This window comes from Enterobacter pseudoroggenkampii (genome assembly GCF_026420145.1).
Taxonomy (GTDB): Bacteria; Pseudomonadota; Gammaproteobacteria; order Enterobacterales; family Enterobacteriaceae; genus Enterobacter; species Enterobacter pseudoroggenkampii.
Genome location: NZ_JAPMLV010000010.1, coordinates 35,712 through 53,002 on the forward strand (window position 1 = coordinate 35,712; position 17,291 = coordinate 53,002).

A 17,291-nucleotide genomic window follows, 5' to 3' on the forward strand; every position below is an offset into this window, starting at 1 on the left:
CATTCCTGTACCGATCCTGCACTGCTGCAAAAATGTGCTTTATGGCGCGAAAACGCTCATTTTATTGACGCAGACCACACATTTTGATTTCGATATTTCTCGTTTTTGCTCGTTAACGATAAATTAACACTATGTCTACAGGGCATCGTGGCTGTCACGGGCGGCCATGCTAACAATAAACATCAATTTCTTCAGGATTCCGATTATGAGTCAGACATCAACCTTAAAAGGCCAGTGCATTGCCGAGTTCCTTGGTACCGGGTTGTTGATATTCTTCGGAGTGGGCTGTGTCGCTGCACTGAAAGTGGCGGGTGCCAGTTTTGGTCAGTGGGAAATCAGTATCATCTGGGGTCTGGGCGTGGCGATGGCCATCTACCTGACCGCAGGGGTGTCTGGTGCACATCTTAACCCGGCGGTGACAATCGCACTGTGGCTGTTCGCGTGCTTCGACGGACGCAAAGTTGTTCCTTTCATTCTTTCTCAGTTTGCCGGCGCGTTTTGCGCAGCGGCGTTAGTTTACGGGCTTTATTACAATCTTTTCATCGACTTCGAACAGACGCATCATATGGTACGCGGCAGCGTCGAAAGTCTGGATCTGGCAGGCATCTTCTCAACCTACCCAAACCCGCATATCAATTTTGTGCAGGCGTTCGCAGTTGAAATGGTGATTACCGCTATTCTGATGGGCGTTATCCTGGCGCTGACCGACGACGGAAACGGCATTCCGCGCGGCCCGCTGGCCCCCCTGCTGATTGGCCTGCTGATTGCGGTGATTGGCGCCTCCATGGGCCCGCTGACCGGCTTCGCGATGAACCCGGCACGTGATATCGGACCAAAAGCGTTCGCCTTCATCGCAGGCTGGGGCGACGTCGCCTTCACCGGAGGCAAAGACATTCCTTACTTCCTGGTACCGCTGTTTGCGCCGGTTGTCGGGGCTGCGCTGGGTGCGTTCAGCTACCGCAAATTAATTGGTCGCCATTTACCGTGCGACACCTGTGTGGAAGAGGAGAAGGAAACGACTTCTACCGCACAACAAAAAGCTTCGCTGTAATCTGACTACGGGACACATACCATGACCGAAAAAAAATATATCGTTGCGCTCGACCAGGGCACTACCAGCTCCCGCGCTGTCGTAATGGATCATGACGCGAACATCGTCAGCGTGTCACAGCGCGAATTTGAGCAAATTTATCCTCGTCCAGGCTGGGTAGAACACGACCCGATGGAGATCTGGGCGTCACAAAGCTCCACGCTGGTCGAAGTGCTGGCGAAAGCCGATATCAGTTCCGACGAGATTGCCGCGATTGGTATCACTAACCAGCGTGAAACGACGATTGTCTGGGAACGTGAAACCGGTAAGCCTATTTACAACGCCATCGTCTGGCAGTGCCGCCGTACCTCTGAGATCTGCGAACAGCTGAAGCGCGACGGCATGGAAGAGTACGTGCGCAGCGCCACCGGTCTGGTGGTTGACCCGTATTTCTCCGGCACCAAAGTGAAATGGATCCTCGACCATGTGGAAGGTTCACGCGAGCGTGCTAAACGCGGCGAGCTGCTGTTCGGTACCGTTGACACTTGGCTCATCTGGAAGATGACCCAGGGACGCGTTCACGTCACCGACTACACCAACGCCTCGCGCACCATGCTGTTCAACATCAACACCCTGGAGTGGGATGACAAGATGCTGGACGCCCTGGATATCCCACGCGCGATGCTGCCTGAAGTGCGCAAGTCTTCAGAAGTGTACGGTCAGACCAACATCGGCGGTAAAGGCGGCACCCGTATTCCTATCGCCGGTATCGCCGGTGACCAGCAGGCGGCGCTGTTCGGCCAGCTGTGCGTCAAAGAAGGGATGGCGAAGAACACCTACGGCACCGGCTGCTTTATGCTGATGAACACCGGCGAGAAAGCGGTGAAATCAGAAAACGGCCTGCTGACTACCATCGCCTGCGGCCCGCGCGGCGAAGTGAACTATGCGCTGGAAGGTGCGGTGTTCATGGCCGGCGCGTCTATCCAGTGGCTGCGCGACGAGATGAAGCTGATCAGCGATGCGTTCGATTCCGAGTACTTCGCGACCAAAGTGAAAGACACCAACGGCGTGTACGTGGTACCTGCGTTCACCGGTCTGGGCGCACCGTACTGGGATCCGTATGCACGCGGCGCGATTTTCGGCCTCACGCGCGGTGTGAACTCTAACCACATTATTCGCGCCACCCTGGAATCCATCGCCTACCAGACGCGCGACGTGCTGGAAGCGATGCAGGCTGACTCCGGCATTCGTCTGCACGCCCTGCGCGTGGACGGCGGTGCGGTCGCGAATAACTTCCTGATGCAGTTCCAGTCCGACATTCTGGGCACCCGCGTTGAGCGTCCTGAAGTGCGTGAAGTGACGGCGCTGGGCGCGGCGTATCTTGCCGGTCTGGCGGTAGGCTTCTGGCAGAACCTGGACGAGCTGCAGGAAAAAGCGGTGATCGAACGCGAATTCCGCCCGGGCATTGAAACCACCGAGCGTAACTTCCGCTACAGCGGCTGGAAGAAAGCGGTGAAACGCGCCCTGGCGTGGGAAGAGCACGACGAGTAAGCCCCCCAAAGGGGAGAGGGGACTTAAAACCCCCCTCCCCACTCTGTGATAAACTTCGTGCAATTCCTTTTGATTGCACGAGTACCTCATGAAACGTGAACTTGCTATCGAGTTTTCCCGCGTCACCGAAGCGGCCGCCCTTGCAGGCTATAAATGGCTGGGTCGTGGCGACAAAAATACCGCAGACGGCGCAGCCGTCCATGCCATGCGCATTGTCCTTAACCAGGTCAACATCGACGGCACCATCGTGATCGGCGAAGGCGAGATCGACGAAGCGCCAATGCTCTATATTGGTGAAAAAGTCGGTACCGGCAAAGGCGATGCCGTGGATATCGCCGTCGACCCGATCGAAGGTACGCGCATGACGGCAATGGGTCAGGCCAATGCCCTGGCAGTGCTGGCCGTGGGCGATAAGGGCTGCTTCCTTAACGCGCCGGATATGTACATGGAAAAGCTGATTGTCGGGCCTGGCGCAAAGGGCGCAATCGACCTCAGCCTGCCGCTGGAAGAGAATCTGCACAACATCGCCAAAGCCCTGGGCAAACCCCTTAGCGAACTGACCGTGACGATTCTGGCCAAACCGCGCCACGACGCCACCATCGCGCAGATGCAAAAGCTCGGCGTGCGCGTGTTTGCTATTCCTGACGGTGACGTTGCCGCCTCGATCCTGACCTGCATGCCGGACAGCGAAGTAGACGTGCTGTACGGCATCGGCGGCGCGCCGGAAGGTGTCGTCTCTGCGGCAGTGATCCGCGCGTTGGACGGCGACATGCAGGCCCGTCTGCTCCCCCGCCATGAGGTGAAAGGCGACAGCGAAGAGAACCGCCGTATCGGAGAAAACGAGCTGGCGCGCTGCGAAGCGATGGGCATCGAGGCCAATAAAGTGCTGGCTCTGGACGAGATGGCCCGTAGCGACAACGTTGTCTTCTCCGCGACCGGCATCACCAAAGGCGATCTGCTGGACGGTATCACCCGCAAGGGCAATATGGCGACCACCGAAACGCTGCTGATCCGCGGTAAATCGCGCACCATTCGCCGCATCCAGTCTATCCACTATCTCGACCGCAAAGACCCGGACGTACAGACGCACATTCTGTAAAACCGTTTGATCGATAGAGCTTTCCGGCCCTGACGGGCTGGAAATTGTCACCACAAGTACGGAAGATAGAACAGAGAAACAGCACAGGAGAAGATCATGGCGGACTGGGTAACAGGTAAAGTCACGAAAATAGAGTTCTGGACCGATGCGCTATTTAGTCTCACCGTCCATGCTCCCGTCCACCCGTTTAAAGCCGGGCAATTCGCCAAGCTGGGGCTGGATGTCGACGGCGAGCGCGTGCAGCGCGCCTACTCTTACGTTAACGCGCCTGATAACCCGGATCTTGAGTTCTATCTGGTCACCGTTCCGGACGGTAAGCTCAGCCCGCGTCTTGCCGCCCTCAAGCCCGGCGACGACGTGCAAATTGTGAGTGAAGCGGCAGGCTTCTTTGTGCTCGAAGAGATCCCTGATTGTGACACGCTCTGGATGCTGGCAACCGGTACAGCCATCGGCCCTTATCTCTCTATTTTGCAGTACGGCAAAGATCTGGAGCGCTTTAAAAACATCGTGCTGGTGCACGCTGCGCGCTACGCTGCAGACCTGAGCTACCTGCCGCAGATGCAGGCGCTGGAACTGCAGTACGGCGGAAAGTTAAAGATTCAGACGGTGGTCAGCCGCGAAACCGTAGCAGGAGCGCTGACCGGTCGCGTGCCGGCGTTAATTGAGAGTGGAGCCCTGGAGGACGCGGTGGGTTTGCCGCTGAACGCTGAAACCAGCCACGTCATGCTGTGTGGCAATCCGCAGATGGTTCGCGACACGCAGCAGCTTCTGAAGGATACCCGGCAGATGACGAAACATCTTCGCCGCCGGCCGGGCCATATGACCGCCGAACACTACTGGTGATCAGCGGTACTTCACCTCAACGGTGTCTTTACCGTATTTGTTTTCGCTCTGGGTGCCAATAAACGCGCCCAGATCGACAATCATCATCACGAAGATGATCGACGGCAGCAGCCTGCCCACAACCCACGGCAGGATGGACGGAAGCATTGCCCAGTTCCCCGCTACCAGCATCCACGCCAGAATAATCAGAAATGCCCACGCGCCGGAACGTCCGCGATCGTGCAGCCGTTTCACGACGACAGCCGCCGTTGGCCATAGCAGACAGACCAGCGCGAAGGCCGCCGTTTGCGTGCTCAGCCATGCATTGTAAGCAACGAAAAACAGAAGCAGCATGGCGACAATCCACGTCACCATCCAGATCCAGAAATCACGGCGTCCAATACGCCCTTTGAACGAAAACAGCCACTGCTGTATGGTCATGTAAGGTTCCTTATTATCGTATAGCGCGCATTTTACCCTGGAGTTGTGACCTTTTGACAAGCCGACCAGATATCGTTTTAATCATGAGCACTTACGGCCAGGGGCAATGTTGATGAAAAGTTCGGCACGTTCTCTCTTCCTGTGTTTAGCGCTGCTCAGCGTGGGTTACCCCCTGCACGCCGCCGAAACCACTGCCCCGACCACAGCTCCGTATCTGCTGGCGGGCGCGCCGTCATTCGATCAGTCCATCAGCGAGTTTCGTGAAACCTTCAATCAGGCCAACCCCACGCTGCCGCTGGATGAGTTTCGCGCTATTGATGGCCCCCGTGACACGCCTACCCTGACCCGTGCGGCAAGCAAGATTAACGAGAATTTGTATGCCTCCACGGCGCTGGAGCGCGGGACGTTAAAAATCAAAAGCATGCAAATCACCTGGCTGCCAATACAGGGGCCAGAGCAGAAAGCCGCTAAGGCGAAAGCGCTGGAGTACATGAGCGCGGTATTGCAGGCCTTTACCCCTGCGCTGACGAAAAAGCAAAGTCAGCAAAAGCTGCAAAAACTCCTTACCGCCGGGAAAAACAAGCGTTACTACGCCGATACCGAAGGCGCGATCCGCTATGTTGTAGCGGACAACGGCGAAAAAGGACTGACCTTCGCTGTTGAACCGATTAAGCTGGCACTATCTGACACTCTCGACGGGGCGAATTAATGACAAAAAGCAAAGCCTTTCGAGGGAAAATCTCTATACTGATTCACAGACCATGCTGCCCGACAGGGTGGCCATATTCCTTAATTCGCTTATTGAGCGTGGAGAATTGAAATGCGACATCCTTTAGTGATGGGTAACTGGAAACTGAACGGCAGCCGCCACATGGTAAACGAACTGGTTGCGAACCTGCGTAAAGAGCTGGCTGGCGTGACGGGCTGCGCGGTTGCTATCGCTCCGCCGGATATGTACCTGGATCTGGCTAAACACGCCGCTGACGGCAGCCACATCATTCTGGGCGCGCAGAACGTTGACGTTAACCTGTCTGGCGCGTTCACCGGTGAAACCTCCGCTGAAATGCTGAAAGATATCGGCGCGAAATACATCATCATCGGCCACTCCGAGCGTCGCACCTATCACAAAGAATCTGATGAGTTCATCGCGAAGAAATTCGCCGTGCTGAAAGAGCAGGGTCTGATCCCGGTTCTGTGCATCGGTGAAACCGAAGCAGAAAACGAAGCGGGCAAAACCGAAGAAGTGTGCGCACGTCAGATCGACGCCGTGCTGAAAACCCAGGGCGCGGCAGCGTTCGAAGGCGCGGTTATCGCTTACGAGCCAGTCTGGGCGATCGGTACCGGCAAATCAGCAACCCCTGCGCAGGCTCAGGCGGTTCACAAATTCATCCGTGACCACATTGCGAAAGCTGACGCCAAAGTCGCTGAGCAAGTGATAATCCAGTACGGCGGTTCCGTAAACGCCTCCAACGCTGCTGAGCTGTTCACCCAGCCAGACATCGATGGCGCGCTGGTTGGCGGTGCATCCCTGAAAGCGGACGCTTTCGCGGTGATCGTTAAAGCGGCAGAAGCGGCTAAACAGGCGTAATTGCCTTTGTGGCGGGTGGCGCTTGCGCTTACCCGCCCTACAAAAACGCTACAACTTACCTAACACGCTAAACCACAGATAATCCAGCGGCAGCAGCACCAGATAAGTTGCCACCGCCAGCGCCAGACAAAGCACCATCCCCGCCCTTGCAGGCACCTTCCCGAGCCCCATCGCCACCACAATCGGCGACGCCTGATACGGCAGCAGCGGCGTAGAATAGCCCAGCACCTGAATCATGATCACCGACAGCAGCGGGAAACCGGTCGCATCCGAGAAGCTCTGCGCCAAGGTGGTGTAAAGCGCCGGCACGCCGTTGGCGGTCATAATGAAGTTGAGTGCGGTGGTAATACCGGTCAGCGCCAGGAAACTGGTGAACGGTCGGTCTGCATTCAGCGGCATAATGCGGAGCAACGCCTCGCCCACCGCCGTTCCGATACCGGTTTGGGTCACGACGATCGCCAGCCCCAAAATACCGGCAACGTAGATACAGGTGCGCATATTCACCCCCGCAGAAAACTCCTCCCCGGTGATAAAACCTATACGCGGTAGCATAACGATGATCGACGCCGCCAGCCCCGTCCACGCGGGTCCCACGCCGTGCCAGCTCTCCGTCACCCACATCCCCAGCACCACCGCCAGCAGCCAGGCGAGACGCTTTTCGTCCCGCCCCATAGGCTCAGAGGGCGCCTGTTCCTTCGGCGGTTTCGGGCTACCGGGAAATAGCCAGCAGATCAGGCCAATCAGGATCAGGCCTTTGAGAATGCCCAGCACCGGCGTGTGCAGCAGCAGATACGGGACATAGTTCAGATGGATGCCGTACGAACCTTCCGCAGCACCGCTCATCACCAGATTAGGGACGTTAGCGGGCAGAATCGTCGCCGAAAGCTGGAAAGTCCCAAACCCTACCGCCAGCGCCAGACCAAACCAGGCGCGGGAGCCGTCGGCGATACCGGCGCGTTTTGCCATCGCCGCGACAATCGGCATCAGCAGCGCAATACGTCCCATGTTCGACGGCATCACAAACGCCAGCGCATAGCTCAGCAGCACCACGCTCGCTACCATTAATACCCAGGAGTCGGTGAGCTTTGACGACACCGCCCGGGCGGCCCTGTCCGCCAGTCCGGTTTTACGGATCGCCACGCCGAGCACAAAGCCGCTGAATACCAGCCAGAAAGCCGACGAGGCAAAACCGCCGAAGATGACCTCCGGCGGGGCGATTCTGGCGGTCATCGCCGCCGTGAAGAACAGCAGCGCGGTGATGAATTCCGGCAATAGCGACGTCGCCCACAGAACGATGGTGACGCCAACGATCAGTGAGGGTAGCAGCAGAGGATACGTTAACCAGAACGACATACCTGTCTCCTGTAGAATTTTTCAGCAAGTCTACGGTGACAGGCAGCCCGAGTAAACGCGATTTATGGTGGGGTTACTTCAGGATAGCGCATTGATGATCCTGCAATTCCTCTGCCGACGCGCGGTTGAGCATCAACAGATTGCGCTCGGTCGCCAGCAACACAAACGAGCCATCCGACTGCTGCGCCATCGCCAGGGCAAAGCGCCCCATATGATCGCGCGCTTCCGGCAGCTCTTCCGCCAGCATTATGAACGGGCTGCGCTGCACCAGTTCATTTTCCGTCACCCGGCGAGCAAGATACTCATGTCCTTCCAGCCCTCCGGGAAGAGGCAGCCACTGGGTGCTGATTTCTCCCTGTGCCGCGTTGAGCTTCTCGCGCACGTCCGGACGCAGGCAGGAGATATGAATATGGAAATGGTTCTGCGTGCGCCCTGTCGGCGAGTTAATCGTCAGCGAAATGGCGCTGTCAGGCACCTCGGATCCGCGCTTCAGGGTCATAAAGCTGCGCGACTGCCACGCCAGCCAGAAAAAGTTCGGCGTGTGCGCTTCGGTCAACAGCGGGCTCTCGGTACCGTTGATGCGATATGTCGGCATCAGCAGGTACTGCAGCGGCCCGTTGCGATCTTTAAATACCACATAGCCTGCATCCGTTTTCACCTGCGCACACGGCGCCGGGTTACGATTCTGGATCTGATTCGGCACACACTGGTCGAGAACGATATGTCGCAACGCATTCGGATTACCCGCTTTCATCCAGTACACGCCGCCAGCGGCAAGGGCGATGACAATGAGGATCAATAAGATAATTTTTTTCACAACGCGTTCCCTGTTTTCAATAGAGGCAAAAGAGTAACGCAAAATGATGACCAAATAAAAAACCCGGCGGATTTCTCACGCCGGGTCACCGTGTCATGGGCTAAGGGGTTAGCGCTGGCTGATCTGGTCGAAGGTGCCGCCGTTAGAGAAGTGCTCTTTCTGCGCTTTGGTCCAGCCACCGAACTCGTCATCAATGGTGAAGAGTTTCAGTTTAGGGAATACGCTTTCGTATTTCTTCGCAACGGCCGGATCGCGTGGACGATAGAAGTTTTTCGCCGCAATTTCCTGGCCTTCTGGCGAGTACAGATACTTCAGGTAGGCTTCCGCCACCGCTTTGGTATCTTTCTTCTCAACCACTTTATCGACCACGGAGACGGTCGGTTCAGCCAGAATTGATTCGCTTGGGGTCACGATCTCGAATTTGTCTTTACCCAGTTCGTTAGTGGCCAGCAGGGCTTCGTTTTCCCATGCGATCAGCACGTCGCCAATCCCACGCTCGACGAAGGTGTTGGTGGCGCCACGTGCGCCGGAGTCCAGCACCTCAACGTTTTTATACAGCGCTTTCACGAATTCCTGCGCTTTGGCCTGGTCGCCATTGTTATGGTGCAGCGCGTAGCCCCATGCGCCCAGGTAGTTCCAGCGAGCGCCGCCAGAGCTTTTCGGGTTAGGCGTGATGACTGACACGCCCGGCTTAATCAGGTCATTCCAGTCATGGATCTGTTTCGGGTTGCCTTTACGTACCAGGAAAACGATGGTCGAGGTGTATGGCGCGGAGTTATCCGGCAGGCGTTTGATCCAGTTTTTGTCGATACGGCCACGCTCGGCGATCGCGTCAACATCGTAGGCCAGCGCCAGGGTCACCACGTCGGCTTCAATCCCGTTGATGACGGAGGTCGCCTGCTTGCCAGAACCACCGTGAGACTGGCGAACCACGACGTTGTCGCCGGTTTCCTGTTTCCAGTGTGCTGCAAACGCTTTGTTGTATTGCTCGTACAGCTCACGCGTCGGGTCGTATGACACGTTCAGTAACTGGATGTCCTTAGCCAGAACGCTGGTCGATGCCAGCAATAATGTTAAACCCACGCCCCATTTATTCATCGCCCAGCTCTCTTGTGTAGTGTTTTGATGAATGCAGCGTGCCAGAAAGCGATTCGCGGATTAAAGAATAAAAAAAGATTGGCTATAACGTAGTGGAATAAAAAAGCGTGCACACATAAAAAAGCCGGGTGGCGGCTTCGCCTTACCCGGCCTACGAACCGTGCTTTTGTAGGCCCGGTAAGCGCAGCGCCACCGGGCAAAAAACGCCGATCAGTACAGTTTTTTCGCGCAGTCCAGCCAGTCACCTTTGAACGGACGCTTCATGTTTTCAATCGCGTCGATGATGTCATGGTGAACCAGTTTTTCGTTCTGAATACCGACGCAGCGGCCGCCGTGACCCTGCAGCAGCAGATCGATAGCGTACGCGCCCATACGGGACGCCAGAATACGGTCGTAAGGGCCTGGAGAACCACCACGCTGGATGTGACCCAGTACGGTCGCGCGGGTTTCGCGTTTGGTTTCGGCTTCGATGTACTTCGCCAGCTCGTCAACGTCACAGATGTGCTCGGTGATAGCCACGATTGCGTGTTTTTTACCCTTCGCGATGCCCGCTTTGATTTCAGCCACTAGATCTTCACGGCTAAATTCGACTTCTGGCACGACGATAAATTCGCAACCGCCCGCAATGGCTGCCGCCAGGGTCAGGTCGCCGCAGTAACGGCCCATCACTTCAACGATAGAGATACGCTGGTGAGAAGACGAGGTATCACGCAGACGGTCAATCGCTTCAACAACGGTACCCAGCGCGGTAAAGAAGCCGATAGTGTAGTCAGTACCTTTGATGTCGTTGTCGATGGTGCCCGGCAGACCGATGCACGGGAAACCCATTTCGGTCAGACGTTTTGCACCCATGTAGGAGCCGTCACCACCGATAACCACCAGGGCGTCCAGGCCGCGTTTCTTCATGTTTTCGATAGCCACTTCACGAACGTGTTCATCACGGAATTCCGGGAAGCGCGCAGAACCGAGGAAAGTACCGCCACGGTTGATCATGTCAGACACGCTGTAACGGTCGAGCTGAACCATACGATCTTCATACAGGCCCAGATAACCGTCATAAACGCCAAAAACTTCCAGGCCTTCCGTCAGCGCTGCACGGACAACACCACGAATTGCCGCGTTCATGCCCGGCGCATCACCGCCGCTTGTCAACACACCGATTTTCTTAATCATGACTACCTCTGAACTTAGGAATGCAAAATTGAAATCTGTTGCCGGAAGAAACTTATCGACCAACGAATACTGCAAATAGTATATCAATCCCTTCCAGCTGAATTGATTCAGGTCAGACCAAATGGCGGTAATTTATACACAAAATGCTGGCCTGGCTCACTTTTTTACAACGAATTACGAAAGCCCAACATGACCGGGTACAACCGAGCAGGGATCCTGGTGAATGATGACGTCTGAACCAGGAAAACGCTGCAAAATCGCCTGCTCGACCTGCTCAGCTATCACGTGAGCCTGAACCAGTGGCAGGTTGTCTTCCATTTCAATGTGAATCTGAATAAAGCGGGTCGGCCCTGACTGCCGCGTTCGAAGATCGTGTGCACCGCTGACGCCGGGCCAGGAGGTCACGATAGAAAAAATTTCATTTCGTTCTGAGTCCGGGAGGGCGCGGTCAAGCAGTGATTGCACCGCTTCATACCCCATCCGCAGGGCGCTATATAAAATATAGATACCAATCCCTAACGCAAACAACGCATCGGCCCGATGCCAGCCATACCAGGCCAGACCGAGCGCAATAAGAATAGCCCCATTCATCATAACATCAGATTGATAATGAAGCATATCTGCCCGTACAGCCTGACTTTGCGTTTTGCGCACAACCCAGCGCTGGAACGTTACCAGAACAAGTGTGCATATAAGCGCGACAATCGTCACAACGACGCCGACGCCGGGATCGTTCATCGGTGTTGGCGAGACGAGATGCTGAATGCCGGTGAGAAACAAGAACAGCGCAGAACCGGATATAAACATGCTTTGCGCCAGCGCGGCCAGCGACTCCGCTTTACCGTGCCCAAAGGTGTGCTCTTCATCCGCTGGCTGCAGCGAGTAACGCACCACCAGCAGGTTGGTCAGCGAGGCGGCAATATCCACCAGCGAGTCCACCAGCGCCGCCAGAATACTGACCGAACCGGTATACCACCACGCGAAAACTTTGATGACCAGCAAGCACGACGCCATTACCGTCGCGGCCATGGCGGCCCGGTTTACCAGTCTTCCATAGGATTGATTCATAAACGCTCCTGTCATGTCATGCCGCTAGTATAACGGAAGCATGTGGAGTCGAAGGATGAATAAACGGTTAACAAATCAGAATGCGGGGCAAAAAAAACCCCCACATCATGTGGGGGAAGACAGGGATGGTGTCTATGGCAAGGAAAACAGGGTTTACTGGTTACTACGGGTACTGCTATTGCTACTGAAAAACGTCGTTTCTGAGCTTCGCTGCATCCGTGCAACCTCACGCAGCTGGTCCATTCGCTGCTGATGTCTGGTGTTCAAAACCGCTTGCTGCTCGGGCGTTAGCAGGTGGAACATCTGGTTGCGGACCTTCGCCATTTCGACCTGGCGGGCAACCTGTTCCTGTGCCATTTTTTCGGCCTGAGCGCGTACAGCGCTTTCGTCAAAATTTTCTGCGGTGACAAGGCGATGCATTGTCTCCATTTCGCTAACATTAACAGGGGGCTGGTCGTGTCTCGCCCTCTGCATCAGATCTCGCATCTGTTGACGCTGATGTTCGGTTAAACTTATGCCGTCAAACATATGGCTTTGGCTGCTGTTCTGCGTTGCACCCTCTTGTAAGGGACTGTTATCGCTGATGATAGCTTCAGCAGCCTGGCTAAACGCACTGAACGCCAGCGTTGAGGCCATGACGGCAGCGGTAACTTTGCGCATCACTTGCTCCCAAAATCTTTCGTGTCGCGATTCAACGAGAGACAGTCTACGATTCAGGCTGCAAACATGCGTCAGGGGGTGTAAAACAACGTAAAGTCATGGATTAGACAGCCTTGATGTCGTAATTTCTGCCTCGGAGGTATTTAAACAATGAATAAAATCCTGTTAGTTGATGATGACCGAGAGCTCACATCCCTTTTAAAGGAGTTGCTCGACATGGAAGGTTTCAACGTCCTGGTTGCCCATGATGGCGAGCAGGCGCTGAGTCTCCTTGACGACAGCATCGATTTACTTTTGCTCGACGTGATGATGCCGAAGAAAAACGGCATTGATACGTTGAAAGAGCTTCGCCAGACACACCAGACTCCCGTTATCATGCTGACCGCACGCGGCAGCGAACTCGATCGCGTACTCGGCCTTGAGCTGGGCGCGGATGACTATTTACCGAAGCCGTTTAACGACCGCGAACTGGTCGCCCGTATTCGCGCGATCCTGCGTCGTTCCCACTGGAGCGAGCAGCAGCAGAATACCGACAACAGCTCACCTACCCTTGAAGTCGACTCCCTGAGCCTGAACCCGGGCCGTCAGGAAGCGAGCTTTGATGGCCAGACGCTGGAACTGACCGGCACGGAGTTCACCCTGCTGTATCTGCTGGCGCAGCACCTCGGCCAGGTGGTTTCGCGTGAACATTTAAGTCAGGAAGTGCTGGGCAAGCGTCTGACCCCGTTTGACCGCGCCATCGACATGCACATCTCTAACCTGCGCCGTAAGCTGCCGGAGCGTAAAGACGGTCACCCATGGTTTAAAACCCTGCGTGGTCGCGGTTATCTGATGGTTTCCGCTTCATGATAGGAAGCTTAACCGCCCGCATCTTCGCTATCTTCTGGCTGACGCTGGCACTGGTTTTAATGCTCGTACTGATGTTGCCAAAACTCGACTCACGCCAGATGACGGAGCTTCTCGACAGCGAGCAACGTCAGGGCGTGATGATCGAGCAACACGTGGAAGCCGAGCTGGCAAACGACCCGCCGAACGATTTAATGTGGTGGCGCAGATTATTTCGCGCTATCGACAAGTGGGCGCCGCCCGGACAACGCCTGCTGCTGGTGACCAGCGAAGGCCGCGTCATTGGGGCCGATCGCAATGAAATGCAGATTATCCGCAACTTCATTGGCCAGGCGGATAACGCCGATCATCCCCAGAAGAAGAAATATGGCCGCGTAGAAATGGTAGGGCCTTTCTCCGTCAGAGACGGAGAGGATAATTATCAGCTCTACCTGATCCGTCCGGCGAGCAACTCCCAGTCTGATTTTATCAACCTGCTGTTTGACCGCCCTCTCCTGCTGCTGATTGTCACCATGCTGGTCAGCTCGCCGCTGCTGTTATGGCTGGCGTGGAGCCTGGCAAAACCAGCGCGTAAGCTGAAAAATGCCGCCGATGAAGTGGCGCAGGGTAACCTGCGACAACACCCTGAACTGGAAGCCGGACCGCAGGAATTCCTTGCCGCCGGGACCAGTTTTAACCAGATGGTGAGCGCTCTCGATCGCATGATGACCGCACAACAACGTCTGCTGTCGGATATCTCGCACGAACTGCGTACCCCGCTTACGCGCCTGCAGCTTGGCACCGCGCTGCTGCGCCGCCGCAGCGGTGAAAGCAAAGAGCTGGAGCGTATTGAAACAGAAGCTCACCGCCTGGACAGCATGATCAACGACCTGCTGGTCATGTCGCGTAATCAGCAGAAAAACGCGCTGGTCAGCGAAACGGTGAAAGCCAATCACCTGTGGCACGAGGTGCTGGACAACGCGGCGTTCGAAGCGGAACAGATGGGTAAATCCTTCACCGTCAACTTCCCACCGGGTCCATGGCCGCTGTACGGTAACCCCAACACGCTGGAAAGCGCGCTGGAGAATATCGTGCGTAACGCCCTGCGCTACTCGCACACGAAGATTGAGGTGGCGTTCTCGGTGGATAAAGACGGGATCACCGTCATTGTCGACGACGACGGTCCTGGCGTCAGCCCGGAAGACCGCGAGCAGATTTTCCGTCCGTTCTATCGTACCGATGAGGCGCGCGACCGGGAATCGGGGGGTACGGGGCTGGGCCTGGCGATTGTGGAAACCGCCATGCAGCAGCACCGTGGCTGGGTGAAAGCCGATGACAGTCCGCTGGGTGGATTGCGATTGACCCTCTGGCTGCCGCTGTACAAACGTTCATGACGCCCTGTCCCCGGCGTTTGCCGGGGACAGCTTACCTTACACCTCCGCGGTGACTGCCGCGCGGTTCTGCTTTTTGATCCGTTTCACCAGCAGCGTTGAGCAGACGAATCCCATCAGGCTGAACGCGATCATCACGCTAAAAACATAGTTGTAGCCTGCGATACCGGTGTGGGTATCCAGCAGCCAGCCATAAAGCGTGTAAGCAAACATGGCGGGCATGTAACCGATGATGCAGCCAAACGCCATTGCCGAGCCGGCATACTCACGCGGAGTGCCTATCTCATCCATCGGCGCGAAGAAAATGGCGCGCTGCGAGAAAATAATCGCCCCAAAACCTAAGGTTGCCGCCATCCCGATATAGACGTTCATCGATTGGTGGGGTAGCTGCATAAAGACAATCATCGCCGCGGCGGCAATCAGGAAGGTCCACTTCAGGTAGACAGTAGGCGATTTTGCCACTTTATCCGCCAGGAAACCGCCCACCGGTCCCCCCACCATTTTCAGGGCATACTGGTTGATAATGCCGTAGGCTCCCACCAGCGCAACCGGAAGCATATAGATATCTTTGAGGAAAGGGATAAAGTATGTCAGCCCGCAGTAGGCAGCGTACACGAAGAAAATGCCAAACGCGGCCAGCCAGACGTTGGCGCAGGAGAGGATATGTTTGATCCCCTTGAGCACCTCCATGTTGGCACTCCCCTTTTCGCTGCCTTTGACCTTGTCGTCATCGACAATGAAGTAGGTGATCACCCCTGCGACCAGGGTAATCAGCGTGTAGTATAACAGCCCCGCCTGCATGCCCGCTTTGCCTTCCCCGAAGTGCACAAAGACGAACAGTGCCCCGGAGGCAACAACCACGTCCACCACGCCGCGGCCAGCCTCAAGAAAGCCAAACATACGCCCCTGTTCCTCCTGCGTTCCCAGCAGACGCACCGCTTTCAGCAATACTGGCCAGTAAACTACGTCAGCGAAAAAGGCCATCGCCGCAAAACAGAGCAGATACCCGGTAAATGACGGCAGCGTGGATAAGTAGAGGCCGCACAATCCCACGCCGATTAAACCAAACGGCAGCAGTATTTTTTTAGAGTAACGGTCGGCAATATACAGAGAGAGGAACAGGCCCGTTGTCTGGACAATAGTATATACCGTAAAGCTTAAACCAATTTGGGTATTGGTTAATCCCCAGTCATTTTGCATAGGTACATAAAAGACATCTTTCATACTGGAAAGTTTGAATATCGTCCCGCCGCCTAAAATCAAAAAGCAGAGTCGTGCCCATTTATTCATGAACATAATTAACACCCTTAGCGTAGGTTGAGAAAACGTTCTCAATCAGAAAATGAATGCAATAATCCTCAGCCAGCTCAAAATGAAATGGCCTTCATGTTGACGTTCTTTTTTAACGATCTAAATACTAGTCAGGTTGTTATAAATTTTTGACACACGTTACGTATATACTGAATTTGAGAAAGGGCGTGATGTTTTTCCTCCGCAAGACGGGCATCTACCATCGTGCTGTCGGGCAATGGGGTATAGCTCGCATTTCGCCACGGTATCCAGGGGTTATTCCCTTCATCGTCGAAACGGAACGCAGGAGCATAATATTCCACCTCTTCTTCTAAGCCAAAAGAGGTGACCTGGGGTTGCTCATCGCCTAAAAGTAGTAATCTTTTTAGCATCTCCTCCACAGGTAGATCACCGTATCCGGTACGACAGGCTTCATGTCCCCAACCTTTCCCCTCGTTAATAATCCGCGCATCTTTAATATGCACCTGGGTAATCAAGGGGGCCATAACCTCTAATGCCGCCAGCGGCTCTTCGTTGGCATTAATCATATTGCCAAAGTCGAACAGAATGGAGAGGTTTTTCATCCCGCTGTTTTTCACCAGCGTCACCAGTTCATGGCCCTGTAAATCTTCATGTTGTTCAATAGTAAAACTCAGGCCGCAATCGTCATAACGAGATAAATACGCAATATCGCTGGCAATTTTATCGAGCACGTCTTTCAGATACCCTTCATAACGCGGGTAGAAGCGCACCGAGGTCGCTCCCGTCGCCAGGGCGATACGGATCGCATCATCCAGCGTCGCTTTATCCGAAGCGCTGGTTTCAATATGAATATCCAGATGGTAGCTTTGCGCTTTTTCTTTAAACGTGCGTAACTGTTGGTCATTTAATTTTTGCAGGGATTGCGTTTCACCGTCTTCGACATGAATTTTTACCCCCTTTAATTTCTGCTGATGCGCTATATCTAACAAATCACCCGGCAATACGCGTTCATAGCGCATATTTAAATGAAACGCGTAGGCGTGCAGATAGAGAGGTATATTTCTCGCACGTTCCGCCAGCCGCACTTTATCAATATTTTTCAT

17 protein-coding genes are annotated in these 17,291 nt (G+C 55.1%); 8 read left to right on the forward strand and 9 right to left on the reverse strand.

Annotated features, from left to right (window positions below):
• Positions 1-205 precede the first annotated feature (205 nt).
• The 4 genes from OTG14_RS22940 to fpr all read left to right on the forward strand — a co-directional run bounded on the left by OTG14_RS22940 (position 206) and on the right by fpr (position 4,523).
• On the forward strand, positions 206-1,051 hold the full coding sequence (locus OTG14_RS22940) for an MIP/aquaporin family protein (protein WP_014885705.1): 846 nt from the start codon (positions 206-208) through the stop codon (positions 1,049-1,051).
• A gap of 21 nt (positions 1,052-1,072) precedes the next feature.
• Complete coding sequence (glpK, locus tag OTG14_RS22945; RefSeq protein ID WP_014885706.1) at positions 1,073-2,581, forward strand: glycerol kinase GlpK; 1,509 nt, start codon at positions 1,073-1,075, stop codon at positions 2,579-2,581.
• Positions 2,582-2,669: 88 nt separating this feature from the next.
• On the forward strand, positions 2,670-3,680 hold the full coding sequence (glpX, locus tag OTG14_RS22950; RefSeq protein ID WP_032662725.1) for a class II fructose-bisphosphatase: 1,011 nt from the start codon (positions 2,670-2,672) through the stop codon (positions 3,678-3,680).
• Between the two features lie 96 nt (positions 3,681-3,776).
• Entirely contained in the window at positions 3,777-4,523 is a 747-nt protein-coding gene (gene fpr, locus OTG14_RS22955) for a ferredoxin--NADP(+) reductase (RefSeq protein WP_267215794.1), read from the forward strand.
• On the opposite strand, the gene OTG14_RS22960 is transcribed toward fpr, so the two are convergent.
• Complete coding sequence (locus OTG14_RS22960; protein ID WP_148244648.1) at positions 4,524-4,943, reverse strand: DUF805 domain-containing protein; 420 nt, start codon at positions 4,941-4,943, stop codon at positions 4,524-4,526.
• 112 nt (positions 4,944-5,055) lie between these two features.
• Here OTG14_RS22960 and OTG14_RS22965 point away from each other — a divergent pair, with 112 nt between their 5' ends.
• A complete protein-coding gene (locus tag OTG14_RS22965) occupies positions 5,056-5,652 on the forward strand; it encodes a DUF1454 family protein (protein ID WP_024909195.1) in 597 nt (198 codons plus the stop codon).
• 111 nt (positions 5,653-5,763) lie between these two features.
• Positions 5,764-6,531 carry a triose-phosphate isomerase gene (gene tpiA, locus OTG14_RS22970; RefSeq protein ID WP_014172206.1) on the forward strand — a complete coding sequence of 256 codons (768 nt, stop codon included), beginning with the start codon at positions 5,764-5,766 and terminating at the stop codon, positions 6,529-6,531.
• Positions 6,532-6,579: 48 nt separating this feature from the next.
• Here the strand turns inward: tpiA and OTG14_RS22975 are convergent, their stop codons facing one another.
• The 6 genes from OTG14_RS22975 to cpxP all read right to left on the reverse strand — a co-directional run bounded on the left by OTG14_RS22975 (position 6,580) and on the right by cpxP (position 12,700).
• Positions 6,580-7,884 (reverse strand): SLC13 family permease, encoded by a 1,305-nt coding sequence (locus OTG14_RS22975; protein ID WP_267215796.1) that lies wholly within the window; start codon positions 7,882-7,884, stop codon positions 6,580-6,582.
• A 73-nt stretch (positions 7,885-7,957) separates the two neighbouring features.
• On the reverse strand, positions 7,958-8,701 hold the full coding sequence (locus OTG14_RS22980; RefSeq protein ID WP_267215797.1) for a CDP-diacylglycerol diphosphatase: 744 nt from the start codon (positions 8,699-8,701) through the stop codon (positions 7,958-7,960).
• A gap of 108 nt (positions 8,702-8,809) precedes the next feature.
• Positions 8,810-9,799 carry a sulfate ABC transporter substrate-binding protein gene (locus tag OTG14_RS22985; protein ID WP_024909198.1) on the reverse strand — a complete coding sequence of 330 codons (990 nt, stop codon included), beginning with the start codon at positions 9,797-9,799 and terminating at the stop codon, positions 8,810-8,812.
• A gap of 210 nt (positions 9,800-10,009) precedes the next feature.
• The gene (gene pfkA / locus OTG14_RS22990) at positions 10,010-10,972 is read right to left on the reverse strand and encodes a 6-phosphofructokinase (protein WP_023309696.1); all 963 of its coding nucleotides are present in this window, start codon (positions 10,970-10,972) and stop codon (positions 10,010-10,012) included.
• A gap of 174 nt (positions 10,973-11,146) precedes the next feature.
• Positions 11,147-12,040, reverse strand: a complete 894-nt coding sequence (gene fieF, locus OTG14_RS22995; RefSeq protein ID WP_024909199.1) for a CDF family cation-efflux transporter FieF — start codon at positions 12,038-12,040, stop codon at positions 11,147-11,149.
• Positions 12,041-12,193: 153 nt separating this feature from the next.
• Positions 12,194-12,700, reverse strand: coding sequence for a cell-envelope stress modulator CpxP (gene cpxP / locus OTG14_RS23000; RefSeq protein WP_024909200.1), 507 nt, complete (start codon positions 12,698-12,700; stop codon positions 12,194-12,196).
• Between the two features lie 150 nt (positions 12,701-12,850).
• On the opposite strand from cpxP, the gene cpxR reads away from it, so the two are divergent.
• Entirely contained in the window at positions 12,851-13,549 is a 699-nt protein-coding gene (gene cpxR, locus OTG14_RS23005) for an envelope stress response regulator transcription factor CpxR (protein ID WP_006179159.1), read from the forward strand.
• The gene (cpxA, locus tag OTG14_RS23010) at positions 13,546-14,919 is read left to right on the forward strand and encodes an envelope stress sensor histidine kinase CpxA (protein ID WP_023309731.1); all 1,374 of its coding nucleotides are present in this window, start codon (positions 13,546-13,548) and stop codon (positions 14,917-14,919) included. Before cpxR ends, cpxA begins: the two co-directional genes overlap by 4 nt.
• A gap of 36 nt (positions 14,920-14,955) precedes the next feature.
• On the opposite strand, the gene OTG14_RS23015 is transcribed toward cpxA, so the two are convergent.
• Positions 14,956-16,206, reverse strand: coding sequence for an MFS transporter (locus OTG14_RS23015; RefSeq protein ID WP_152680688.1), 1,251 nt, complete (start codon positions 16,204-16,206; stop codon positions 14,956-14,958).
• A 131-nt stretch (positions 16,207-16,337) separates the two neighbouring features.
• Positions 16,338-17,291 (reverse strand): sugar phosphate isomerase/epimerase family protein, encoded by a 954-nt coding sequence (locus OTG14_RS23020; protein ID WP_048989395.1) that lies wholly within the window; start codon positions 17,289-17,291, stop codon positions 16,338-16,340.